Annotated in this window: 22 protein-coding genes; 6 read left to right on the top strand and 16 right to left on the bottom strand. The window is 43.0% G+C overall.

Features of this window, described 5'->3' with window-relative positions; translation table 11 throughout:
* Positions 1–12 precede the first annotated feature (12 nt).
* Both C1A09_RS02820 and C1A09_RS02815 read right to left on the bottom strand, forming a co-directional pair.
* Positions 13–900: a hypothetical protein gene (locus C1A09_RS02820; protein WP_101542439.1), complete on the bottom strand. Its 888-nt coding sequence runs from the start codon at positions 898–900 to the stop codon at positions 13–15.
* A 27-nt stretch (positions 901–927) separates the two neighbouring features.
* On the bottom strand, positions 928–1,626 hold the full coding sequence (locus tag C1A09_RS02815; protein ID WP_101542201.1) for a hypothetical protein: 699 nt from the start codon (positions 1,624–1,626) through the stop codon (positions 928–930).
* 245 nt (positions 1,627–1,871) lie between these two features.
* Here C1A09_RS02815 and C1A09_RS02810 point away from each other — a divergent pair, with 245 nt between their 5' ends.
* Positions 1,872–2,216 (top strand): helix-turn-helix domain-containing protein, encoded by a 345-nt coding sequence (locus tag C1A09_RS02810; RefSeq protein ID WP_101542200.1) that lies wholly within the window; start codon positions 1,872–1,874, stop codon positions 2,214–2,216.
* Between the two features lie 177 nt (positions 2,217–2,393).
* Here C1A09_RS02810 and rnhB read toward each other — a convergent pair whose 3' ends face one another.
* On the bottom strand, positions 2,394–2,996 hold the full coding sequence (rnhB, locus tag C1A09_RS02805; RefSeq protein ID WP_101542199.1) for a ribonuclease HII: 603 nt from the start codon (positions 2,994–2,996) through the stop codon (positions 2,394–2,396).
* 72 nt (positions 2,997–3,068) lie between these two features.
* On the opposite strand from rnhB, the gene C1A09_RS02800 reads away from it, so the two are divergent.
* Both C1A09_RS02800 and C1A09_RS02795 read left to right on the top strand, forming a co-directional pair.
* A complete protein-coding gene (locus C1A09_RS02800; protein WP_101542438.1) occupies positions 3,069–3,350 on the top strand; it encodes a LysO family transporter in 282 nt (93 codons plus the stop codon).
* Positions 3,347–3,949, top strand: coding sequence for a LysO family transporter (locus tag C1A09_RS02795; protein ID WP_101542437.1), 603 nt, complete (start codon positions 3,347–3,349; stop codon positions 3,947–3,949). Before C1A09_RS02800 ends, C1A09_RS02795 begins: the two co-directional genes overlap by 4 nt.
* 95 nt (positions 3,950–4,044) lie before the next feature.
* On the opposite strand, the gene C1A09_RS02790 is transcribed toward C1A09_RS02795, so the two are convergent.
* Complete coding sequence (locus C1A09_RS02790) at positions 4,045–6,246, bottom strand: sodium-translocating pyrophosphatase (protein ID WP_101542198.1); 2,202 nt, start codon at positions 6,244–6,246, stop codon at positions 4,045–4,047.
* 194 nt (positions 6,247–6,440) lie between these two features.
* On the opposite strand from C1A09_RS02790, the gene C1A09_RS02785 reads away from it, so the two are divergent.
* Complete coding sequence (locus C1A09_RS02785) at positions 6,441–8,846, top strand: TonB-dependent receptor plug domain-containing protein (protein ID WP_101542197.1); 2,406 nt, start codon at positions 6,441–6,443, stop codon at positions 8,844–8,846.
* A 68-nt stretch (positions 8,847–8,914) separates the two neighbouring features.
* Here C1A09_RS02785 and C1A09_RS02780 read toward each other — a convergent pair whose 3' ends face one another.
* The 9 genes from C1A09_RS02780 to rimP all read right to left on the bottom strand — a co-directional run bounded on the left by C1A09_RS02780 (position 8,915) and on the right by rimP (position 19,830).
* Entirely contained in the window at positions 8,915–9,235 is a 321-nt protein-coding gene (locus C1A09_RS02780) for a heavy metal-binding domain-containing protein (RefSeq protein WP_101542196.1), read from the bottom strand.
* Between the two features lie 68 nt (positions 9,236–9,303).
* The gene (locus C1A09_RS02775; protein WP_101542195.1) at positions 9,304–10,518 is read right to left on the bottom strand and encodes a cysteine desulfurase; all 1,215 of its coding nucleotides are present in this window, start codon (positions 10,516–10,518) and stop codon (positions 9,304–9,306) included.
* Positions 10,519–10,550: 32 nt separating this feature from the next.
* Complete coding sequence (sufD, locus tag C1A09_RS02770) at positions 10,551–11,894, bottom strand: Fe-S cluster assembly protein SufD (RefSeq protein ID WP_101542194.1); 1,344 nt, start codon at positions 11,892–11,894, stop codon at positions 10,551–10,553.
* Positions 11,895–11,968: 74 nt separating this feature from the next.
* Positions 11,969–12,721 carry a Fe-S cluster assembly ATPase SufC gene (sufC, locus tag C1A09_RS02765; RefSeq protein ID WP_101542193.1) on the bottom strand — a complete coding sequence of 251 codons (753 nt, stop codon included), beginning with the start codon at positions 12,719–12,721 and terminating at the stop codon, positions 11,969–11,971.
* Between the two features lie 140 nt (positions 12,722–12,861).
* Positions 12,862–14,316 carry a Fe-S cluster assembly protein SufB gene (gene sufB, locus C1A09_RS02760; RefSeq protein WP_101542192.1) on the bottom strand — a complete coding sequence of 485 codons (1,455 nt, stop codon included), beginning with the start codon at positions 14,314–14,316 and terminating at the stop codon, positions 12,862–12,864.
* 35 nt (positions 14,317–14,351) lie between these two features.
* On the bottom strand, positions 14,352–14,864 hold the full coding sequence (locus C1A09_RS02755; protein ID WP_101542191.1) for a CvpA family protein: 513 nt from the start codon (positions 14,862–14,864) through the stop codon (positions 14,352–14,354).
* A gap of 106 nt (positions 14,865–14,970) precedes the next feature.
* On the bottom strand, positions 14,971–18,018 hold the full coding sequence (gene infB / locus C1A09_RS02750) for a translation initiation factor IF-2 (protein WP_101542190.1): 3,048 nt from the start codon (positions 18,016–18,018) through the stop codon (positions 14,971–14,973).
* Between the two features lie 65 nt (positions 18,019–18,083).
* Positions 18,084–19,358: a transcription termination factor NusA gene (gene nusA / locus C1A09_RS02745; RefSeq protein WP_101542189.1), complete on the bottom strand. Its 1,275-nt coding sequence runs from the start codon at positions 19,356–19,358 to the stop codon at positions 18,084–18,086.
* A 4-nt stretch (positions 19,359–19,362) separates the two neighbouring features.
* Complete coding sequence (gene rimP, locus C1A09_RS02740; protein WP_101542436.1) at positions 19,363–19,830, bottom strand: ribosome assembly cofactor RimP; 468 nt, start codon at positions 19,828–19,830, stop codon at positions 19,363–19,365.
* Between the two features lie 795 nt (positions 19,831–20,625).
* Here rimP and C1A09_RS02735 point away from each other — a divergent pair.
* The gene (locus C1A09_RS02735) at positions 20,626–20,985 is read left to right on the top strand and encodes a hypothetical protein (RefSeq protein ID WP_245874952.1); all 360 of its coding nucleotides are present in this window, start codon (positions 20,626–20,628) and stop codon (positions 20,983–20,985) included.
* 41 nt (positions 20,986–21,026) lie between these two features.
* Here the strand turns inward: C1A09_RS02735 and C1A09_RS02730 are convergent, their stop codons facing one another.
* Both C1A09_RS02730 and C1A09_RS02725 read right to left on the bottom strand, forming a co-directional pair.
* Positions 21,027–23,366, bottom strand: a complete 2,340-nt coding sequence (locus C1A09_RS02730) for a glycoside hydrolase family 3 N-terminal domain-containing protein (RefSeq protein ID WP_101542188.1) — start codon at positions 23,364–23,366, stop codon at positions 21,027–21,029.
* Between the two features lie 15 nt (positions 23,367–23,381).
* Positions 23,382–24,575, bottom strand: coding sequence for an esterase (locus C1A09_RS02725; RefSeq protein WP_101542187.1), 1,194 nt, complete (start codon positions 24,573–24,575; stop codon positions 23,382–23,384).
* 146 nt (positions 24,576–24,721) lie between these two features.
* On the opposite strand from C1A09_RS02725, the gene C1A09_RS02720 reads away from it, so the two are divergent.
* The gene (locus C1A09_RS02720) at positions 24,722–25,117 is read left to right on the top strand and encodes a hypothetical protein (RefSeq protein WP_101542186.1); all 396 of its coding nucleotides are present in this window, start codon (positions 24,722–24,724) and stop codon (positions 25,115–25,117) included.
* A gap of 31 nt (positions 25,118–25,148) precedes the next feature.
* Here the strand turns inward: C1A09_RS02720 and C1A09_RS02715 are convergent, their stop codons facing one another.
* Positions 25,149–25,853, bottom strand: coding sequence for a YgjP family zinc-dependent metalloprotease (locus C1A09_RS02715; RefSeq protein ID WP_101542185.1), 705 nt, complete (start codon positions 25,851–25,853; stop codon positions 25,149–25,151).
* Between the last annotated feature and the right edge of the window lie 18 nt (positions 25,854–25,871).

Raw genomic sequence — 25,871 nt, 5'->3', positions numbered from 1 at the left:
ATCACATATACATTAATAAGATTTCAAGAGTAACAACCTACACTGCAGGAAACTGTTGGCATCCAATGTCGGTATCAGTTCAATAATACGGTCTTTACCTTCGGAATAAGATACGGCAGAAGTTGAAGCACGCAAATCCTGCACTTTAACAATACCCACTACTTCACTATGGCGTTCACTACCATTATATTTCACCAATGAAACCTGGAACTGATCTCCCTTTCTGATACGAAGATTAGCACCGCAAGTAACGATATATTCATCATTCTCATATCCCAGAAGACCATATACAGGAATATTATTCAAAAAGAAATCAGTCAGAGGTTCCGTCAAGGTAGCCAATGCTTCCTGACAAGCAGCGTCACGACTGGGACGAATAGCGGTCTTCTTGATATCACTCATAAACTCACGTGAGATAAGCGCTACGCCTTGAGGATCGCGCGCATCATTAATACTCACCTTTAAGCGTAATACACAGGAATAACCTGCTCCCCCAGCCTTACGAGTGAATTGACAACTGTTGATGTCACAAGACAACGCATAGTCGTTTTGTTTGGCGGATACATATTCTATCTTCTCTGCTTTAGACATCTTCATGAACAACTGTGCTTCCGCATCGCGTGAAAGGGCATCCAGCGTTGTAGCGTCCGATATCTCAAAACGTCCACTCGCTTTCGCCACTTCGTCCAGTTTCGCACGGACATTATTCTCATAGATTTCTATCATCTGGGCAGGCTTATCATTTCCTTTGGCCGACTGCTCCTTAGCAATATTTACCAAAGTACCGTCTGTCACTTTTATGTCTACCAGACGCAAAGTCATAGCATTTTTACCTTTACTTTGAGCAACAACATCCAGCGCCAGAACAACAAGTGCGAGTAATATAAATATCTTCTTCATGATAATCTTCATATCTATTCCGATTAATTATTCCTTGGTTTCCTGACCCTCGTTGGCTTTTTTATACTTCAACTTCTCAGTATTCTCCTTGATGTTACGTTGGATAAGAGGAATTACGCTGACAGACATTTTGATGGCTTTTGTAGCCTGCTTCACCTTCTTGCCGATAGAAAGCGCTTTCAGTGGGTCGGAAGTCAGAGACAATAAAGCAGAAGCACTCTCAGCTGTAAGTGAAACGCCACGGGCGGCGGCTTCTGTCAGGTTCAATCCGGCAATAGTATAAACTTTCAAAGCATCATTCTTGGCAATAGGTTCACCTGTTTTGGCATTCTTGGCATTCCAAATGGTATCAGTAACTCCCATTTCCTCATCCAAATAAGGTTCGGGTACCATTTCAATGAAACCCGTATTTTCTTCGACCGTAGCCAACAAAGCAAACAATTCATTGGTATGTACAAAAAAAGTATCTACTTCAGCGATACCTACATTGGCTTCAATAGGTTCCCATTCTTTCAGAAACTCAGTATACTCCACGCGCAAATCGGCTATTTTAGCATCTTTTTTGGCAGCTTTTTTCAGTTTAGCTTCTTTTTTGGCGTTTTCCTTGGCTTGTTTGGCAGCTTCTTTTTCTTGTTTAGCTTTTTCTTTCGCAGTCAGTTCTTGTGCACAAACCGTAGTAGTACTTAAAAGAAATGCACCCAACATCATAAATAATAACTTTTTCATAATAGTGTAAATTGTTAATGTGAAGCAGGATTTTTATCCCATTCCGCTTGTTTGTAATTATTAAAAATAAATTCTCGTTCTATTTTCTATTAACTTCTTTTCGTATGATATCGCATCACATTAACTGGTCTGATATGAGTGTTTTTCTTTGTTGACAAAGATAAGTGTGTTTTAACATTGATTATATACACCTTTTTTGTTATATTTGTCCAATAAACAGATAGTACTACCCAAAAACATACGACATGGGAAGCAATTTAAAGAAAGTTGTAGGCCAACAGCTTCAACTGTTACGTTTAGAAAAGAATTTAACTCAAGAACAGATGGGTGAAAAACTAAATCTATCCACCAGCGCTTATTGTAAAATAGAATATGGGGAAACAGATTTAACATTGACTCGTCTGAGCAAAATAGCGGAAATATTGGGTATTCCGGAAGTGGAACTATTCCATAAAATAAAAGGAAAGAAAAACATCGACAAAACAACACAATTATCAAATGATGATAACCTCCGTGAACTTGTCAAAGCCAACAGCCGCTTGATAGATATATTATACAAGAAAGTTGAAGAGCTGGAAAACAAACTCTAAATGGATCAACCCGAAAATCCGGTTGATATTTCAATTCATTTTGATGTGAGAACGGGCACAGTGATATTCCGACAATTTATCGTCATTTATCAACAATATATCAATAATGTATAACTTGCTGGACATCAGCTTTGACGTAACTCATCCTTTGTTTTACAAATAACAAATCAATGCAGATTAAAAATCCAATGAAAGTTGCCTGTGGCTTAGTAAGTTGAATGTCATACGGTGATAAGGAGTAGTGCCCCGTTCAGCAATAGCCATACGATGTTTCTTGGTAGGATAACCTTTATTCTTATTCCAATCATAATAAGGAAATTCCTCGTGTAAGCGGTTCATATAATCGTCACGATAGGTTTTGGCAAGAATGGAAGCGGCAGCAATAGAAAGATATTTGCCATCTCCTTTTATAATGGTGGTATGTGGCAAATCTTGATATTTCTTGAAGCGATTACCGTCGATCAACAAATGTTGCGGACGGAATTGAAGGCTGTCCACGGCACGGTGCATAGCTAGAAAAGAGGCATTCAAGATATTTATCTTATCTATTTCTTCCGGAGAAACAATACCTACAGCCCATGCAAGAGCTTCCTTCTCAACAATTTCACGCAAGGCATAACGTTGCTTTTCGGTCAATTGTTTGGAGTCGTTCAGCAGTTCGTTCTTGAAATCTTTGGGCAAAATAACAGCAGCAGCATAAACAGCACCTGCTAAACAACCACGTCCCGCTTCATCACATCCGGCTTCAATCAGATTTTCATTTAAGTAAGGCAGCAACATACAGTTCACTCATTTGTTGTGTACAAAGATAAGCTTTTTATTCGTATCTTTGCACTCAAAAACAAGATAGAAATGTTCATTGTTATCGGACTCATGTTCACTGGTGGACTGTTGGGCTATGCTTTACGGCAAAGGGCTCGTTTCAAAAAGATGCATCAAACCATTACAATACTCATTTGGTTGTTACTCTTCATCCTCGGAGTAGAGGTGGGAGGTAACAAGGAAATCATCAACGGACTCCATACTATCGGTTTGGAAGCAATCGTACTCACATTGGGCGGAACTTTGGGAAGTGTCATTGCCGCCTGGGCTTTATGGAAAGTATTGTATAAAAAGAAAGGGGAATGTGTATGAAGGGGAGTCTCATCATAGTTACATTCTTCATATTAGGAACAATTTTTGGCATTTACGATCTGGTACCTTTCGACATCGTAAACTCTAAAATCGGGTTCTACGCACTTTGCGCATTGATGTTCTGTGTAGGAATAAGTGTGGGTAACAACCCACAAACTTTAAAGAATTTCCGTATGCTCAATCCACGGTTGATCTTTCTGCCCGTCATGACTATATTAGGCACATTGGCGGGTTCAGCAGTCATCAGCCTGTTATTACCTCATCGTTCTGTGACAGATTGCCTGGCAATCGGTTCCGGTTTCGGATATTATTCACTGTCCAGTATTTTCATTACTGAATATAAAGGTGCCGAACTGGGAACAATCGCCCTACTGGCAAACATCAGTCGTGAAATCCTGACTTTATTGGCTGCCCCCCTACTGGTACGCTGGTTTGGTAATCTCGCTCCCATCTCGGCAGGCGGTGCTACCACAATGGACACCACTTTACCTATTATTACGCAAACTGCCGGACAACAATTTGTCGTAGTATCCATTTTTCATGGTTTCGTAATAGATTTCAGCGTGCCTTTTTTAGTCACATTGTTTTGTTCGTTGTAACTGTGTATAGTAAAAAACACAGATTGGCGCTAATTAGCGCAAAGATTAATCTACATAAAAATCTGCGCTAATTTGCGTCAATCCACATTTCCTTTTTAGAATAAGCTCCAGGCAACAGTCAATCCCGCCATTACAATGGCAACCATACTCATCAGCTTAATGAGAATATTCAAACTCGGACCAGAAGTGTCTTTAAACGGATCGCCTACCGTATCGCCTACTACCGTTGCCTTATGAACTTCGCTACCCTTTCCACCGAAATTACCTTCTTCTACATACTTCTTCGCATTATCCCATGCACCGCCAGCATTTGCCATAAAGATGGCAAGTACAAAACCGCTACTTAAACCGCCAATCAACAATCCCAATACGCCGGGAACGCCAAAAACCAGACCTGTAATGATCGGAGCTACAATTGCAATTAGGGACGGAAGTACCATTTCTCGTTGCGCTCCTTTCGTGGAAATGGCGACGCAACGCTCATAATCGGGTTCCGCCTGTCCGGTAAGGATACCTTTGATTTCACGGAACTGGCGACGTACTTCATCTACCATATGGGCAGCAGCACGACCTACTGCATTCATTGTCAATCCACAGAACAAGAAAGCCATCATACTGCCAAGAAACATTCCGGAAAGAACTTTAGGGTTCATTAAAGTTACATCATAGTGGTGCATGAAGTCAAAGAAAGTGGCATCCTGCACAGAAATAGTTTCACCGCCTACAAAGAGGTCAGTAGTGCCCAAACGGGTAAGCCCGATACGGATTTCTTCAATATAGGAAGCAAGTAAAGCAAGACCAGTCAGTGCAGCCGAGCCGATGGCAAACCCCTTACCGGTAGCAGCTGTAGTATTTCCCAAAGAATCGAGGGCATCGGTACGTTTGCGTACTTCCTCACCCAAAGCAGACATTTCGGCGTTGCCACCGGCATTGTCGGCAATAGGCCCATAAGCATCCGTAGCAAGCGTAATACCCAAAGTAGAAAGCATACCCACAGCGGCAATACCAATACCGTAAAGCCCCAGACCTACATTAGAGAAATCGAAACCGGAAGCAAAAAGATAGGAAGCTATGATACCCACTACTACGGCAATCACCGGAATTGCAGTAGAAAGCATACCCAGGCCAATACCGGAAATAATAACGGTAGCCGGTCCGGTCTTTCCGCTTTCACTCAGTTTCCGCGTAGGACGATAGGACTGAGAAGTATAGTATTCGGTAGAACGACCTATAATGATACCCACGATCAATCCTACTACTACGGAACAGGATATCCACATCCAATTATCCAGTCTCAACAGCCAAAGAATAAAGAAAGTAGCGGCAACAATCAAAACCGAACTCAGATTGGTTCCGAATGCAAGTGAACCTAGTAAGTCTTTCATTGTCGCATTTTCCTTGGTACGAACAGAAAATATACCGATGATAGAAAGAATAATTCCAACTGCCGCAATCAGCATCGGCGCAATAACAGCCTTGAATTGCATCATGGTATCTCCCGAATGAATAAAAGCGGCAGCCCCCAAAGCAGCCGTAGCCAGAATAGAGCCGCAATAGCTTTCGTACAAGTCAGCTCCCATACCGGCAACATCACCTACATTATCTCCTACATTATCAGCAATAGTTGCAGGATTTCGCGGATCATCTTCGGGAATACCTGCTTCTACCTTACCTACAAGATCAGCGCCGACATCTGCAGCTTTGGTATAGATACCTCCACCCACACGGGCAAACAGTGCTTGTGTACTGGCTCCCATTCCAAAAGTCAGCATGGTAGTAGTTATGATACAGAGTTTATGAGTAGGTGTCATCACGTCTACGGGAATTACCGCATTCAGTAACAGATACCAAAAAGAAATATCAAGTAATCCCAAACCTACAACTACCAATCCCATCACTGCACCACTACGGAAAGCGATACGCAAACCGGCATTCAGTGAGTTACGTGCAGCATTCGCCGTACGCGCCGATGCGTATGTTGCCGTCTTCATACCCAAAAAACCGGCAAGTCCGGAAAAGAAGCCACCCGTCAAGAAAGCGATAGGTACCCAGGAGTTCTGAACTCCAAAACCATAGGCCATGACAGAGAAAAGAATTACCAATCCCAGAAATACCCAGCCCACAATCTTATATTGTTGCTTGAGGTAAGACATAGCACCCTTGCGCACCGCAGCAGCAATTTTAATCATTTGAGGAGTCCCCTCACTCTCTTTCATCATTTGACGGTGGAAATACCAGGCAAAACAGAGTGCCAAAACAGAAGCGGCTGGAACCAGCCAGAAAAGCATTTGGTCCATAGCATTTTCTTATTAAAGGTTGAATGAAAGTTTAAAAATATTGATTTGAAATGAAATAAGCAAATGATTGGCAGATTTTTATATCGAAAGAAATGAAGATGTATCTTTCTTAAATAAAATGGGGGGTACTGATTAAACTATTCCGGCTATCAATCATCATATATAGAACACTTAATGATAAAACACACAAACTTATGAAAAGATATGCCTGGTTTCTTCTCATTTTCTTCATTTACTCCGGTACAGTATTTGCCCAGAATAATGAAGAGGTCGACTCCGTCTCCTTACGTTTTTTGGAACAATTAAGCCTCTTCCCGCAAGAAAAAATTTATGTACATACCGACAAACCGAACTATATGGTAGGAGATACTATCTGGCTTCGTGCACATCTTGTAGATGCAGCGACACATATTCCTTCTCCCGTCAGCCGTTATGTATACGTGGAACTGGCAAACAGTTCGGACTCGGTTTTCAGTCGGATCAAAATAAGAGTGAATGACTCCATTTATCGGGGATATATACCACTGGACTATCTGATACCCCAAGGTTACTATACCCTGAGAGCTTATACCGGATTTATGAAAAACTTACCTGAAGACTACCTGTTCAAGAGTACACTTTCCATCATAAACCCGGTATCAGGATCTCGGGAAAGCGAAGAACCAGAAAAGGGAAAGAAGAAAGGAAAAGAGAAAGAAAAAGAGGAAAAGTTGCCACAGGAAGCAGAGCCATTTGATGTCAAGTTCTTCCCTGAGGGAGGATACCTACCAGCAGGCATTCCATGGCGCGTAGCGTTCAAGGCCATCGGAAAGGATGGATGGCATGAAGAGATACATGGTGCGATTAAAGACAAAGATAATGGAGAAGTGGTAGCTACTTTACCTGCTACTTATTTGGGGATGGGGTTTGTTACTTTCGTACCGGAAGCAGGAAGACAATATGTGGCGGAGTGTACTAATTCACAAAACCGTTTTCTAGAATTTGAGTTACCGCAGGTAACGCCGCAAGCACAGGTTATTACTACTACTTGGCGTAAAAACATGTTGATGATAGCCTTGTCACAGCCTGTCACCACTCCGCTCCGTTTAGTAGCGCAAAGCAGAGGAATTGTTTTTTATTCCGAGTTGTGGCAACCGAAACAGAAGATATTGACATTCAACGCCCGAGAACTACCCGCAGGAGTAATCCAGATATTGCTGCTCGATGAAAAAGGCCATCCCCTCAGCGAAAGATTAGTATTCAACAAATATTTTGAGGAGATATCAATGAACTTCACTACAGACAAGCCATCTTACGGAATTCGGGAAGCGGTAAAAGCAGAAGTCACTTTGACAGACAGTGAAGGAAAACCATTGGAAGGAGACTTTTCTGTATCGGTCACGGACGATACATCCGTCAATACCCATAATTGTTCTTCCATTCTCTCCTACCTGTTACTGGCTTCAGAGTTAAAAGGGACCATTGAGTTTCCTGAAGCCTATTTCGACGTTTCCCGCAAAGAAGCCGACCGGGAATTGGATGTATTGATGATGACACAAGGATGGAGAAGATACAATATCCCCAATCTCCTCAAAGGACAGTACGAGCGCCCGTCCATATTCTTGGAAAGATGCCAGGAGATTTCGGGCAAAGTACTCAATGAATTCAATTCAAAGCCACGAGCCAACGCTCCAATATCAATATTAGCCTTAGAACATCTTTTTTCTGACGAAACGATATCGGACTCTACCGGAGTTTTCCGGTTTACCCACTTTGAATTTCCAGATAGTACCAATTTCATCGTCAAAGGAGTGAATAAAAGAGGAGGTGCCTACAATGTAATGTTGGAACTGGACCAGGAAAAGTTCTACCCTTTCGGCAAACAATTGTCCATAGAGGATTTATACAATAAAAGATCTGTCATTGAAGAATATGATATAGACACACTGGACAATAGTGGCATTCAAACAATCCGCCTGGACGAAGTAGTCATTAAAGCCAAGCCGAAAGAAAAGCAAGGTAAATCTATGTATCATTCCATCAACGGTTCGGTCTATGACACGGAAAAATTGATGTACCCTCGTCCCAATACGATGGCAGATATGTTGTCGCGCCTGCCGGGTATCTTGGCAAGGGGTAATTCAATCACCTTACGAGGTAACACACCATTGATATTGGTGGACGATGTAGAAATGGAATATGAACTAGTCATGGATATGCAACCCGACGATATAGCTGAAATAGAACTGATGAAAGATGCATCTGCTGCCATATTCGGTTCAAGGGGAGCAGGTGGAGCAATTCTGATCACCACCAAAACGGGAGATGGGAACTTTAAAATACCCAGAAAGCTCAACGTCACTTCTATCCGGCCGTTGGGATATCAGATCCCTGTAGAGTTTTATTCTCCTAAATATTCCCCTACACAAGGTTCTTTGCCCACCAACCAGGATAACCGGAAAACACTCTACTGGAGTCCGTGTATCAAGCTTTCGGATACGGGAAAAGGGCAATTTGAATTCTGCACAGCCGATAAACGTACAAGTTACACGGTCATCATGCAGGGAGTCACTCATGATGGGAAAATCATATTCAAGAAAGAACAGATTAATAAAAATTGAGGATGTGTCAAAACAGTAAACGAATTTTTGTTTTGACACACCCTCAGAAGAGTTCAAAAAACTTGTTCTTATTCTATCGTCACTGCCGTACCACAGGCAGTAACCATCAGCATACTACCGCTACTGCCCACAGTCTCGTAATCAAGGTCGACACCAATCACGGCATTGGCACCCAGAAGACGGGCCTGTTCTTGCATTTCACGCAATGCCGTATCTTTAGCTTCACGCAACACTTCCTCGTATGAGCCACTACGTCCACCCACCACATCGCGGATACTGGCAAAGAAATCACGGAATACATTGGCACCGATAATTGTTTCACCGGATACGATACCATAATAACGGGTGATACGGCCACCCTCAATCACAGAAGTTGTTGTTACTAACATAATTCTATTTCTTTAAGTTATTACCAACTATTGGACGCATCTATACATCACAAAGTCACATCAGGAAGTTAAAACATTTTGCTGACCCGTTCAATACCTGCCACCAAAACGTCTATTTCTTCCTTGGTATTATACAAACCGAATGAGGCACGTACCGTCCCTTCTATGCCGAGACGTTGCATCAACGGTTGCGCACAATGATGTCCTGTGCGGACGGCGATACCGAGGCGGTCGAGCAAAGTTCCCATATCAAAATGATGGATGTCACCCACCAAAAAAGAAATAACGCTTCCTTTCTCTTTTGCTTCGCCAAAGATACGCATACCGGGAATTTCACCCAAACGGGCCATACCGTACTTAGTAAGCTCGTGCTCATGGGCGGCAATATTCTCCATACCGATGGCTGAAACATAGTCCAAAGCTTTGGCAAGCCCTGTGGTACCGATATAATCGGGCGTTCCCGCTTCAAACTTAAATGGCAGTTCGTTGAAAGTAGTACGCTCAAAAGAGACATGTTGTATCATTTCGCCGCCACCTTGATAAGGGGGGATTTTGTCAAGCCATTCTTCTTTACCATAGAGCACACCTATACCGGTAGGACCGTATACCTTATGTCCGGAAAAAACATAAAAATCCGCATCCAAATCCTGTACGTCTACCGGCATGTGAGGAATGGACTGGGCACCGTCTACAAGTACTGGTACTCCCTGTTCGTGGGCAAACTGAATCATCTCCTTTACAGGATTTACTGTACCCAACACATTGGAGACATGGGCTACGCTGATAATCTTCGTACGTTCCGAAAACAATCGCTTATATTCGTCTATCAGAAGTTCGCCCCTGTCGTTCATCGGAATAACCTTAATGGCAATACCTCTTTTGGCAGCCAACAATTGCCAGGGAACGATATTACTGTGATGTTCCATAACGGAGAGGATCACTTCGTCACCTTCCTGCATAAACTCTTCACCAAAACAGGATACAAGCAGATTGATACTCTCCGTCGTTCCACGGGTGAAGATAATTTCGTTCGTACTGGCGGCATTGATAAACTTCCGCACTGTTTCACGGGAAGCTTCATGCAATTCCGTAGCCTGCTGCGAAAGAAAATGTACACCACGATGCACGTTGGCGTTGACCGAATAATATTCATCTGTAATGGAATCTACTACACAACGGGGTTTCTGGGTAGTGGCCCCATTATCCAGATAAACCAAAGGCTTGCCATATACCTCACGGGAAAGTATCGGGAAATCAGCTCTTATCTTTTGAAGATTATACATATACTATATATTTTATTCAATGCCTCAACTTCTTATTTACAGATCGTACATCCCTGGCACTTATTAAGCTCACCACGAAAACGCTTTTCAACCAACAGATGCAAACGATCTTTCAAAGCATCCAAACGAATAGTATCGATTACTTCGTTGACAAAGGCAAACATCAATAGCAAACGGGCTTCACGTGCGGAAATACCACGCTGCTGCATATAGAACAGAGCATTTTCATTGAGTTGTCCCACTGTAGCACCATGGCTACATTTCACATCATCGGCATAAATCTCTAGTTGTGGCTGTGTATACATATGCGCCTCACGTGTGGCGCAGAGGTTACGATTAGTTTGTTGAGAATTGGTATGTTGCGCATCGGGACGTACCAATACTAATCCTGCGAAAGCACCGACCGACTGATCATCCAGAACATATTTAAAAAGTTCATTACTGGTACAGTTGGGGACAGCATGGTCGATCGTCGTATTATTATCGACATGTTGATTTTTATCTTCAACAGCCATACCACAAAGGTTTAGTTCGGCACCTTCACCGGCAAGCAGGACTTCTGTTGTATTACGGGTAGTACCGTTATACAACGTCATTCCGTTCAACAAAACATTACTGTTGGCTTCTTGCTTGACGTACAAATTACTGATACGCACCGTACTGGTGTGTGTTTCCTCGAGCTCATAGAAGTCAAAGGTAGCATTCTCGCCTACAAACACCTCTATCACCTGTGTAGCCAGAAAGTTTACCGCATCCATAGCATGGTCACATGCCAGAAAACGGGCTTGCGCTCCCTCTTCCAACACAATCAGTACCCGCCGGTTTACCATAAAATTAACGTCACCACGCAGGATATTCACCAACTGGATTGTCTTCTCTACTACTACATTTTTAGGTACATACAGCAACACACCATCCTGTACAAAAGCAGTATTGAATGCCGTTATCCCATCCTTGGAAGTGTCTGCCAACTTACCATAATATTTCTTCACCAACTCCGGATATTGTTCCGCTATCTCTTTCAGACTGCCGAAGATAACACCTTCCGGCAGATGCGATTTCGGCAGTGCTTTGCCATAGAAAGCATCGTTCACCACGAAATAAAGAGCGGTACTCATATTAGGCACATCGCACTTAAAGACTTCGTAAGGATTTACAGGAATTTCCAACCGGTTCAAGTTCAACCCATAATCCGGTTCAAAGAACTTGCCGACATCAGTATATTTGTATTTCTCCTGCTTACGTGTAGGGAAACCAAGCCGCTCAAAATCGGCAAATGCAGCTACACGGGGAGCATTCAGTGCCTCGGCGCTATGGCGGCATATCATTGCTTCCGTCTGGGAGAAAAGGTCTATGTATTGTTGTTCTGGTTTCATAATATTTTTCTTTTTTAGGCACGGATTATGCTCTCACAAATAAATCCGCGCCTAACTTTAATATCTCACAAATATCATTCTCCCGTTTCTTTCTTTATCCAATCAAAGCCACGAGCTTCAATCTCCTTCGCCAGTTCAGGACCACCCGTCTTTACGATACGACCGCCAAGTAATACATGAACAGTATCGGGTTTCAGATAATCCAACAGACGTTGATAGTGGGTGATGACCATTGCACTGGTTTGAAGGGTCTTTAGTTTATTGAAGCCATCAGCTACAATACGCAAAGCATCTACGTCAAGACCAGAGTCTGTTTCATCCAGAATGGCAAAACTGGGTTCGAGCATAGCCATCTGGAAGATTTCATTACGTTTTTTCTCACCACCGCTAAAACCTTCGTTCACACTACGGTTGGCAAGTTTATTATCCAATTCCACGATGGCACGTTTTTCACGCATCAGCTTCAGGAACTCGCTGGCAGACAAAGCGGGAAGATGGCGATACTTACGTTGCTCATTCACTGCAGCACGCATAAAATTCACCATTGAAACACCCGGAATTTCCACCGGTGCCTGGAATGAAAGGAAAATTCCCTCGTGGGCACGGTCCTCGGGACTCATGGCGAGCAAATCCTTGCCATTAAAAGTAACCGTACCACGCGTCACTTCGTATGCAGGATGTCCCACCAAGACATTACTTAATGTACTCTTTCCGGCACCATTCTGTCCCATCAATGCATGTACCTCGCCATCGCGAATAGTCAGATCGATACCTTTTAATATTTCTTTACCATTGATACTGGCATGCAAGTCTTTTATCTCTAACATCTTTCTATTTACTATTTGACTATTAACAATTCACTATTTAATACTACTTCTCATATTACTATCCGCCGACCTTTTACCTATCTACTATTTATCTGTGACTGCGCTACTAAATAGTAGATAGCAAATTGTCAAATAGTAAATCACCCCACGCTTCCTTCCAGCGAAATAGCCAGCAGTTTCTGCGCCTCAACGGCAAACTCCATCGGAAGTTTGTTCAACACTTCCTTTGCATAACCATTGACAATCAAACCTACAGCATCTTCCGTAGAAATGCCACGCTGATTACAATAGAATATCTGGTCTTCACTAATCTTACTGGTAGTAGCTTCATGTTCCACAATAGCTGTTTCGTTACGAATATCCATATAGGGGAAAGTATGTGCACCACACTTATCACCCAACAACAAGGAGTCACACTGGCTATAATTACGGGCATTATCCGCTTTCTGGGCTACACGTACCAAACCGCGATATGAGTTTTCACTTCTTCCTGCCGAAATACCTTTACTTACAATGGTACTACGGGTATTCTTACCAAGATGTATCATCTTCGTACCAGTATCAGCCTGCTGATAATTGTTGGTTACCGCTACACTATAGAACTCTGCCGTCGAATTGTCACCGGTAAGGATACAAGACGGATATTTCCAAGTGATAGCAGAACCGGTTTCCACCTGTGTCCAAGAGAGTTTACTGTCCACACCTTTGCAATGACCGCGTTTCGTCACAAAGTTATAAACGCCTCCCTTCCCCTCGGCATCACCCGGATACCAATTCTGAACGGTACTGTACTTCACTTCGGCACGATCATGTACCACAATCTCTACAATAGCGGCATGCAACTGGTTTTCATCACGCATCGGAGCCGTACATCCCTCCAGATAAGAAACGTACGAATCATCATCCGCTACAATCAACGTTCTTTCAAACTGTCCCGTATTACGGGCATTGATACGGAAATAAGTGGACAACTCCATCGGACAACGTACCCCCTTCGGGATATAAACAAAAGAGCCATCAGAGAATACGGCCGAGTTCAGTGCAGCAAAGAAATTATCACGATAACCTACCACCGAACCGAGATATTTCTGTATCAGATCAGGATGTTCACGTACAGCTTCGCTGAATGAACAGAAAATAATTCCCTTCTCCATCAATGTCTCCTTGAAAGTTGTCTTCACCGACACAGAGTCCATAACCGCATCCACAGCCATACCGCTCAACGCCATCTGTTCTTCCAAAGGAATACCCAGCTTATTGAAAGTTTTCACCAACTCCGGATCCACCTCATCCATACTCTTCGGTCCGTCTTTCTTCTTCGTTGGGTCAGCATAATAGGATATCGCCTGATAATCAATCTCAGGAATACGAAGATGTGCCCATGTAGGCATTTCCAGCGTCAGCCAATGACGATACGCTTTCAGGCGGAACTCCAGCAACCATTCCGGTTCATTCTTCTTCTCAGAAATAAGCCGTATCACATCTTCATTCAGCCCACGCTCAATGATATCAGTGTGTACATCGGTGGTAAAGCCGTACTTGTACTTCTCCTGAGTAAGTTCCTTTACATATTTATTGGGTTCTTCTTGTTGCATTATTTTTATAATTACAAATTATACGAGTTACGAATTCAATCCACATTTCCATTTACAATCTGTTCCGTAACAGCCTTCGCCGCAGGAAAGAATATCCCGGCAAATGATTTCATAGGATAATATAACACTGACTCCTTCTTTTTTGTTTCACTAATCATCTTGTTGTCGGAGTCAACAAACTCAATGACACCTATCAGCAGACTTACTAACAAAAGGTATTTCAACGTTCCGAGTCCTGCCCCCAACATACGGTTCAACCAACCCAGAGAGATTGCCTCCATTGCTTTCGTCAACAGTGCAGCTACTAACGCAAACGTAAGCGGCACAGCTATCCAAATAGCGATAAATGCCAGTATCTGTGCCAGTGTCATAGAATCCGTGATCTTAGAAAACACCTTCTCAGCAACAGATGCATACAATGCCTTTGCTGCCAACAAGCCGACAATCAGCCCCAACAAGGAAGCCAACTGCTTAACAAAGCCTTTCATAAAGCCAAACACTGCCCCTACACCGATTGCAACAAATATGATGAGATCTATGATTGCCATAATGATTAATGCGCTAATGTACAAATATGCCAATGTGCCAATTGCCCTGCGGCATCTTTTGTATGCGCAGCCAATTGGCACATTGGCACATTGACACATTAATTAATTATAATGTTTGTTTCACTTCCACTTCTTCGTAAGACTCGATGATATCGCCTACCTTGATGTCGTTGCAGTTTGTCAAGCTGATACCACACTCAAAATTGGTACCCACTTCCTTGACGTCATCTTTGAAACGTTTCAAAGCATTGATATTACCGGTAAAGATTACAATACCGTCGCGAATCAAACGGGCCTTGTCGCTGCGTTTTACCTTTCCAGTCTTCACCATGGCACCCGCCACAAGACCAACTTTAGTAATATTGAATACCTCACGCACTTCGATAGTAGCTGTTACCTGTTCCTTCAAAGTCGGTGCCAACATACCTTCCATAGCAGCCTTCACCTCTTCTATAGCATCATAGATAACAGAGTACTTGCGAATATCCACACCTTCCTGTTCCGCCAACTTGGCAGCAGCACCCGAAGGACGAACCTGGAAACCTACGATAATCGCATCCGAAGCGGCAGCCAAAGATACATCCGATTCAGAAATAGCTCCCACACCCTTGTGAATAACATTCACCTGTACCTGCTCGGTGGACAACTTAATCAACGAGTCGCTCAACGCTTCCACAGAACCGTCTACGTCACCCTTCACGATGATGTTCAGTTCATGGAAATCACCCAATGCCAGGCGGCGGCCTACTTCGTCAAGCGTCAACATCTTCTGCGTACGCAAACCTTGTTCACGTTGCAACTGCTCGCGCTTATTGGCAATTTCACGAGCTTCCTGTTCGGTCTCGATAACGTGGAACGTATCACCGGCAGCCGGAGCACCGTTCAAGCCCAAGATCAAAGCCGGTTCTGAAGGACCCGCCTCTTTCATGCGCTGATTACGTTCGTTGAACATGGCCTTTACCTTACCGTAACTGGTACCTGCCAGTACAATATCACCCATCTTCAATGTACCGTTGGACACCAATACCGTAGCTACATAACCACGACCCTTGTCCAAAGAAGACTCGATGACGGAACCGGTTGCACGACGATTAGGATTTGCCTTCAAATCCAACATTTCAGCTTCCAGCAATACTTTCTCCATCAAGTCGCCTACGCCAATACCTTTCTTGGCAGAAATATCCTGAGACTGGTACTTGCCACCCCATTCCTCAACGAGGAAATTCATGGCAGCCAATTCTTCTTTAATCTTATCCGGATTAGCAGTCGGTTTATCAATCTTATTGATGGCAAACACAATAGGAACACCGGCAGCCATAGCATGGTTGATAGCTTCCTTGGTTTGCGGCATCACATTGTCATCAGCAGCTACAATGATGATAGCAATATCCGTTGCTTTCGCGCCACGGGCACGCATAGCAGTAAACGCCTCATGCCCCGGAGTATCGAGGAACGTAATCTTACGTCCGTCTTCCAAAGTCACGTGATAAGCACCGATGTGCTGCGTGATACCACCGGCCTCACCGGCAATCACATTCGCCTTACGGATATAATCAAGCAAAGAAGTCTTACCGTGGTCTACGTGACCCATCACCGTTACAATCGGAGCACGATGTTGCAAATCTTCTTCAGCATCCTCTTCTTCAACGATAGCCTGGGCAACTTCCGCACTCACATATTCCGTCTTGAAACCGAACTCTTCAGCTACCAGATTGATAGTTTCAGCATCCAGACGCTGATTGATAGAGACCATCATACCGATGCTCATACAAGTCGCGATTACCTGCGTAACGGAGATATCCATCATACTTGCCAATTCGTTGGCAGTCACAAATTCCGTAAGTTTCAATACCTTACTTTCTGCCATCTCCTGGTCTTCCAACTCCTGCATGCGGCTTGAAGCCAGATCACGCTTGTCCTTACGATACTTGGCACCTTTGTTCTTACCCTTGGAAGTGAGACGTGCAAGGGTTTCTTTTACCTGCTTTGCTACATCTTCCTCACTTACCTCCTGCTTGATGACGGGTTTCTTAAAGCGATCTTTATTTCTGTTATTGTTCTTACCGCCACCTTGCTGGCTATTATTACCACCACCTTGTTGGTTACCGCCATTGCTATTTTTCGGACGGTCGTTACCACCACGCTGGAAGTTTGAAACATTGTTGATATCCACCTTCTCTTTATTGATACGTACACGTTTCTTCTTGGCGTTAGGGTCATTGCCTTCCTTGGTGTCTTTCGACTTACTGTCATCGCGACGAATTTCTTTAATAATAGCTTCCTTCATCAGTTTCTTCTGATCCTGACGCTGTTTTTCCTTCTCTTCGCGTTCTTTCCGTTTCTCTTCTTTCGATTTTTTCTTGGGACGTGTAGACTGGTTCAGTGCAGCGAGATCTATTTGTCCGATGACATTGATCTTCGAAACAAACTCAGGCTGATGTATCTTGAATATTTCATCACCTTCTTTCACTTCTTTTTCTGTTTCTACCTGGGCTTTTACGGTTTCTGCCGGAGCAGACCCTTTCTCTTCCGCCTCTTCCTCTTTCTCAGCAAATACAGGAACGACCGGTTCTTCCTTAATAACCGGTTCTGCCGATACAGGCACGGGAGTCGGTTCCGGCTGAGGTTCAGATACAGGTGCAGACATTGCTTCAGCCTGCAAAACAGGCTCAGGTTGTTGAACAGGTTCCGGTTTCAGAGCCTCAACAACTACCGGTGCAGGTTCTTCCACCTTCTTTTCTTCTACCACCACTTTTTCCGGTTCAGTATCTTTCTCCTTCTCTACAGAAGGCTTGCGATTTAGCTTATCCAAATCAATCTTGCCGACAGGCTTAAACTTCGGACGTACATCCTCGGGAATAACCACCTTCACAACCTCCTCGGTTTTCGGTTTCTCCTGTGTTTCCTTATAACCGTCAATAGACACGGACGCTTTATTACGATCCTTACTCTGACGTTCTTGAATAAAGCGCTCTGTCTTCAACTTCAAGTCTTTATCCGTACTGAACTCCTTCACAAGTAGTTCATACTGTTCATCGGTAATTTTCGTATTGGGGTTTGCCTCTACAACAAAGCCCTTCTTCTGCAAGAACTCGACTACCGTCGTGATTCCCACATTCAAATCTCTCGTAATTTTATTTAACCTTATCGACATACTTTAATTTTAATGAATAATAGAGAAAGAAGCGGAAAAGAATGTTTAATGATTAATGTTGGCCATTAATCATTAGCTTCGTTCTCTTCTTCAAACTCCGATTTCAAAATGCGTAATACTTCGTCCACCGTCTCTTCTTCCAGGTCCGTTTTCTCAATCAACATCTCACGGGGAGCATTTAACACAGCCTTAGCAGTATCGATACCGATAGCTTTGATCGCGTCGATTACCCAACCGTCTATTTCATCACGGAATTCATCGAGGTAGATATCTTCGTCTTCTACCGCTTGATCCAATTCACGGAACACATCAATGGTGTACTCAGTCAACATACTGGCAAGTTTGATATTCAAACCTCCTTTACCGATAGCCAACGATACCTCTTCCGGTTTCAGGAAAACTTCAGCCTTGTGTTCTTCTTCGTTGAGACGAATAGAAGATATCTTGGCCGGACTGAGGGCGCGCTGTATAAACAACTGGATATTCGACGTGTAATTGATAACGTCTATATTCTCGTTGCGAAGCTCGCGGACAATACCATGAATACGGCTACCCTTTACACCGACACAGGCGCCTACCGGATCGATACGGTCATCGTAAGACTCTACGGCAATCTTGGCACGTTCACCGGGGATACGGGCAATTTTCTTGATGGTAATCAATCCGTCATTGATTTCGGGTACTTCCATTTCGAACAGCCGCTGCAAGAACACGGGTGACGTACGGCTCAGAATAATCTTCGGATTATTGTTCTTGTTATCCACGCGAGCCACTACGGCACGGGCAGTCTCCCCTTTACGGTAGAAATCACTCGGAATCTGTTCGGTCTTGGGCAACAATAGTTCATTACCTTCGTCATCAAGCAGCAGCATTTCCTTTTTCCAAATCTGGTAAACTTCCGCATTGATGATAGTACCCACCTTATCAATATACTTATTATAAATACTATCTTTCTCCAGTTCCAAAATCTTAGAAGCCAACGTCTGGCGCAAGTTTAAAATGGCGCGACGACCAAAGTTTGCGAAGATTACCTCATCCGTCACTTCTTCACCAACTTCATACGAAGCGTCAATCTTCTGTGCTTCAGACAATGCAATCTGCAAATTCGGGTTTTCCAAATCCGCATCCTCTACTACTTCACGGTTACGCCATATCTCGAAATCACCCTTGTCCGGGTTCACGATGACGTCGTAATTCTCATCGGTGCCAAACATCTTCGCAATCACACTACGGAATGACTCTTCGAGCACACTCACCATAGTGGTTCTATCGATATTCTTCAGTTCTTTAAATTCCGAAAAGGTATCTATCAGGCTGATAGTTTCTTCTTTCTTGGCCATAGTCTTATTTAAAACTGATTAAGTATTTAGTATATTTTATATTTTCATAAGTAAATTCCAGATCCTCGTCCACCAATTTAGGACGCTTGGCACCTTCTTCTTTCACTTTTTTCTGAATAGTAACCACAAAGCGTCGCTCATCGGCTTCTTTCAGCACTCCTGCAAGTTTACGTCCGTCTTTCGTCAGCACTTCCACTTCCTTACCCACATGATTAATGTATTGTTGCAAGACCTTGAACGGCTGTCCAATACCGGCAGACCCCACTTCCAGTTCATAATCTTCATCCTCACGACTCAACTTGGACTCGACGAAGCGGCTCAGTTCCACGCAATCCTCAATCCAAACGCCGTCTTTGTGATCTATTTCAACCACGATTTTGTCATCCGGGCTGATTGCCACCTCCACCAGGAAGTAGTCTTTACCTTCCAGCCACTCGTCTACAATTTGACAAACTGTTTTCTTTTCTATCATAGAATAACTATTAAGAACAAAAAAGAGGAGCTTAATCGCCCCTCCTCCTTCATCCGTTTCCGTTTGCAAAGATATAAATAATCTGTTCGACTACAAAATATTAGAAGAAAAACTTACTGAAAAAGGGTATTCCCTACAAGTTTCAAAGCTTTTTGTTCTTTCTGAGATGATCTTCAGGGACTTTAATAAAGAGTTTCATTTTAAGTATCCCCAATTTCGGTCTCTACGATACTAAGGCTTATTTCTCCATATCTTAAGACTCAACAGAATATTCCCTAAGACTTAGCGCCTATTACACCCGGATGTTTTACCCTATTACATCCGGATGTTTTAAGGTATAACATCCGGGTGTTTTCCCCTAAAAGATGGGGATGTTTTGACCCTTCAACAAATAACTCAAAGCAGATAGATATAAGCTCCAAATACGACAAGTATTCTACTTAAACATTTGGGGAATATAGTTCCCATATTACAAAAAATCTTGTTTAAACAAAAGAGCCATTATCTGAAAGCTTTTTCAACCTTTACTATCTTTCATCCTAAAGTTTTTCATACATTTGCAAGCATCACCTATCCCAATATAATGAAAAACCTCCTATATACCTATATAATATGTATTACAACTGTACTATACACCAGCTGTAACGGTAACAACAATAACAGTGAAACTTTAAAACAAGCCGTTTCAATCTTGCAAAGCCATCCCGACAGCGCCTTGAAGGTGGATTTATACGCTACTGGTCCAACGGAAAGAATTACACCCATACATATAACAGCTTCTTTTATAACCTGCAAATGATGCTTAATTATAAAAAGTTTGCCCTGTTGGGACAGTTCACCAAGAACAAGCATACGTTATTTGGCGAAACGATTACCAAGGGCGAAAACATAACGGCTATCCTCGTGAATTATACCCACAAACGTTTTCAGTTGGACGCCGGTATGATGTTCCCGTTTACCAACAATTACAAAACCGGCAAAGAACGGGTGAACAAGGTTGCTCCCTACTCTTCCTGGACATATAGCAAGGAGACAGGGCAGATGGCAATCATCAAATTAAGCTATGACTTCGAGTTCGGCAAAAAGTATAATGCAGCCAAGAGACGCACAAACAATAGCGACCGAGAGTCGGGTATATTGAATGTGGACAAATAGATTATTTGATGAATGATTAAAAAAAGAGGTTCGGAAAACTTTTATTTATTCGGAGTCGCCCACTTCTTGGTATCAATACAAACCACATTCAAGGTCTGGTCGCCCGTCTGGATACGGAAATCACCTTGCTCCAATATCCATTTGCCGTCATAACCCACGAAGGCAAGGTCGGAACCTTTCACTTTCAGGGTAACAGTCTTCGTTTCGCCGGGCTTTAGTTCCACCTTCTCGAAAGCACGCAAGCGGCGGGTATCGGGAGTGAGGGAAGCCACAAGGTCACTACTGAACAACAGAACGCTCTCTTTGCCTACACGGTTACCGATGTTCTTCACATCGACGGTGAAGGTCAGCACATCATCGGCAGTAAAGTCCGGTTTATCAACTTTGAAGTTGCTGTATGCAAAAGTGGTATAGCTCAAGCCATAGCCGAAAGCCCATTGTACGGAAACCTGCGCGTCGTAGTTGTAAGCGCCTTCCATCTGCTTGCCGATATGTTCGCAAGGTTTGTAGTCATAGGTAATCAAAGAGTTAATTTCTTTGGGATAGGTGTAAGGCATCTTACCACTGAAATTAGTATCGCCTGCCATGAGGTTTGCCAAAGCGTCGCCACCATAGTTACCGGGGAGCATAATATTGACAACGGCTTTTGCCAGCGGCTCGATATCGGCTATCAGGCGGGGACGGCCTTCATTCAAAATCAAAATGACGGGCTTGCCGGTTTTGGCAAGGGCTTTCACTAAATCGAGTTGGTTTTGAGAAAGAAAGAGGTTTGTCAGATTACCCGGAGTTTCACAGTAGGAGTTCTCACCAATGCAAGCTACAATATAATCGGCATGGGCTGCGGCAGCTACTGCTTTCTCTATTTGAGGAACATTTTCTTCCTGCCAATTGCCTTTATCATTGTAAGTGACACCGGGTTCATAAATGATAGCACCAGTACCGAATTTGTTGGTAAAGGCTTCAAGAATGGTGTTGTAAGCCTCAGCGCATGCTTCCGCTTTACTGCCTTGCCAGGTATAAGACCAACCGCCGTTCAAGCAGCGCATGGAGTTAGCGTTCGGCCCTGTCAACAAGATTTTCTTGCCTTTTGCCAAGGGCAAGATACCATCTGTGTTTTTCAGCAACACCAAAGACTCTTCGGCAGCACGAAGGGCGGCAGCGGCATGTTCCTTACCTCCGAACAAAGGATAGTCTTTCCAATCATAATAGGGTTTATCAAACAAGTTCAGTCGATACTTCAGGCGCAATACACGACGAACGGCATCGTCAATGCGGCTCATAGGCACTTCACCCTCCTGTACCAGTTCCTTCAACAGTGTACAGAACTTCCAGTCATACGGGTCCATAGACATATCTATACCCGCATTGATGGCGAGTTTGATGGCTTCTTTCTTATCTTTGGCAATATGGTCGCGTTTCCAAAGATTATCTATATCTGCCCAGTCCGTCACAATCATACCATCCCAGTTGAGGTCTTCCTTCAACCATTGAGTCAATAGCTCATAATTGGCATGGAAAGGCAGTCCGTTGTTCATCGCGGAGTTTACCATGACAGAGAGCGCACCGTTTCTCACCATTTCAAGATAGGGAGCAAAATGCTTCTCGCGCATATCCTGCTCGGTGATGGAAGAAGGGGTACGGTCTTTACCGGAAACGGGAACACCATAACCCATATAGTGCTTCATGCAAGCGGCTACATTATTCACTCCGATGTGATTGGGATCATCACCCTGAAAACCGAGAACGGCCTCGCGTCCCATTTCGGCATTGACATAGCAATCTTCACCATAATTTTCCCACATGCGGGGCCAGCGGGGATCACGTCCAAGGTCGGTTACCGGAGCATACGTCCAAGGGATGCTTCCCGCTTTGGTTTCATATGCGGAGATTTCAGCACCACGACGGGTCAGTTCACGATTGAACGTAGCTCCCATGTTGATACCTTGCGGAAAGAACGTACCGTCCAACGTATAGGTAGTACCGTGAATTTGGTCTACACCGTAAACACATGGAATACCGATTTCTTTCATGGATTTTTCTTGAATACGTTTGATGATTTCCTGCCATTTTTCAATACTTTGAGCTATCCCATTAGGAACATTAAGAATGGAACCGACTTTATATTTTCCGATTACACTGTCGAGCATTGCCTCACTCAACTGAAAACCTTTGGCAGGATCGGCTTTCCGGTCTTGCAGCAAGTCAATGGTGAGTTCACACATCTGACCGACTTTCTCGTCAAGCGTCATCTTCTTCAGTAAGGTTTCAATCTTTCTTTCTATTTTCTCGTCTCTTGGAATAGCAGGGGTAATTGCAGTCTGTGCCGTAACAACCGATACCAACCCAAACAGGGTTAATGATAGGATAATTTTTTTATTCATGATTTTATTTTGGGGTTATTTAAATAATAAAGGTACAAATTCTGTCAGGTATATACGCCAGTTCTTCCAGATATGGCCATCATCTGTTTCATAATAAGTATATTTATATCCCTTCTCATCCAGCAGTTTACGATAATCTTCATTCGCTTTATATAGAAAATCCTTGTTCCCGATTCCTATCCAATAAAGTGCCGGTTTCTTGGAAAACTGGACTTTCAATTTTCCTTCAAGGTCATCATAAATAGGGGATTTGACCTCTTTATCCGGCAGAATGGCAGCTGAAAAGAGACCTATATAATTGAACATATCAGGGAACTGTTTGGAAATATGCAAAGAATGAAAACCACCCATTGATAATCCTGCAATGGCTCGACCAGGTTTACTTTTTATAGTACGATAGTTCTTATCGACAAACTTCACAACATCTGGAAATGCCATTTCAAAAGAACCTTCCATTGTTTTAGGTAGCTGCATGGTAGGAGAAACCCATCCTAAAGAAGATTCACCGGGAGCCGCCTCTTGAGATGCATTTCCATTAGTCATCACTACAATCATCGGCTTTGCTTTACCTTGGGCAATAAGATTATCCAGTATTTGCGCCGTACGTCCAAGAGCTATCCACGCTTCCTCGTCACCACCCATACCATGGAGTAAATAAAATACGGGGTAAGACTTATTACTGGTTTCATAACCCGCTGGAGTATAAACGGTAAGCCGACGATTCATCCCCAAAGTAGGACTATCATACCATACACGGGAAACGGTTCCGTGAGGTACTTTATTTACTTTGTATAAATCAGCACGCCCGCCATCAATCATAAACACATTGGTTACGGTAGCTACATCGCGTATCATATAAACATTACCCGGATCCATCATCTTTAAATCGTCTACAATGAACGAGTAACTATAAAGTTCGGGTTTCAGGGGTTCGGAAGTAGTATATTCCCATATACCGTCTTTCCCTTCTTTCAATTCGACTACACCCGATCTGTCAAATTCTCCGTATGGCGTCTTGATTTTCTGTGTTGGCAGGAAGTCTCCTGTTACTTGCACTTTCACTGCTTTTGGAGCTTTCAGACGGAAAGTAACGGTGTTGTTGTCATGAATTTCCGGTGAAACGACCGGAGTACCTCCCCAAAGCGCCTGTTGTGCAAAAGTAAAAATACACATCAATAAAGCTACAGCAAAACTTGATATTCTTTTCATAATACGATGTTTTAAGGCAAAAATATCTATATCTATTTTAAATACAAAGAAAACAAGATTTTAAATACAAGTATTTGTTGAAAAGTTTGTCAGCCAGTTCAAATATAATTGTTAAATTTGCAGGGTTCTTTAAATTTTTAACCATCATGACACACCGTCTAAATACCAACAAACAGTTTATGATAGGTAATGGTATTCTTGCCTTTGCCATTATCTTTGTAGTCGTAATCTTTGTATACATGAGTATGAGACTACAGCAGAAAAAGGACGGAGAGCGTTATTTTACCGAAACCTACACCATCATGCTAAACAAGGGATTTGCGGGAGATTCAGTGTCTATACTGATTAATGATAGCCTACTGATAAACAAAAAGATTACAGAGGAGCCTTTTTCTTTTGAGGTGAAGCGTTTTGCAGAACAAAGTGCCCTGATGATAGTAAACAATGACACCGAGAAACTCTCACTATTTGAACTGAGCGAAAGAGGAGGTGACTATCGGTTTGAAAAAGAAGGCGAAGAAGTGAAATTGTTGGCACAATAATACCTGCGTTTTATTTAATTACCGGATCGTTTTAAAATTCCGTACGATATTGCTTCAATTCATTGCGCAACGCCAACGCTTTACCATCTGTAAACCGGTCTAATAAAACCCAGAAACGTTCACCATGATTCATTTCACGGGTATGCGCCAATTCGTGAAGTAACACATAATCTATCAGATGCTGAGGTAACAATACCAAATAATAGGAAAGATTGATGTTTCCCCGTGCAGAGCAACTCCCCCATCGTCCACTGCTGGAATTTATTTTTACACTTTTATAAGTAAGTCCATGCTGAAGTGAAAGAGCATAAAGTCGAGGAGGAAGAAGTATTTTAGCATTACGCCGCAAAGCCTCTTCTATCACTTTACGTAACCATTCTTGTAATTTATGATCGGAAAAATCGGCATCAGGTGGACAGATGATCTGCATTTCTCCCAATTCCGAACGAGACAGAAACCTTTCCCGCCGTCCACTGACAAGACTCAGTTTAAAGAATTCCGTATCGATACGATAATTCAAATCAATCAAAGGACGGATATATTTTTGACGTGCCGACCTTAAACGAGGTCGTAATTGTTCTATTGCATTCTTAATTTCAGACAAAACAGTACCTGGAGGGACAGTTACATGGATGGCATCTTCACGGGTACGAAAAGTCAGACGCCGTGCACGCATGTTAACCCTAACAAGTAGCTTTCCCAATTCGTCATCATCTAAAATATGCTCTGTCATCATCTGCTTATCCTTATTAAA

The organism is Bacteroides cutis (assembly GCF_900241005.1).
GTDB classification, from domain to species: Bacteria; Bacteroidota; Bacteroidia; order Bacteroidales; family Bacteroidaceae; genus Bacteroides; species Bacteroides cutis.
This window is presented reverse-complemented; position numbering and strand designations above follow the sequence as displayed.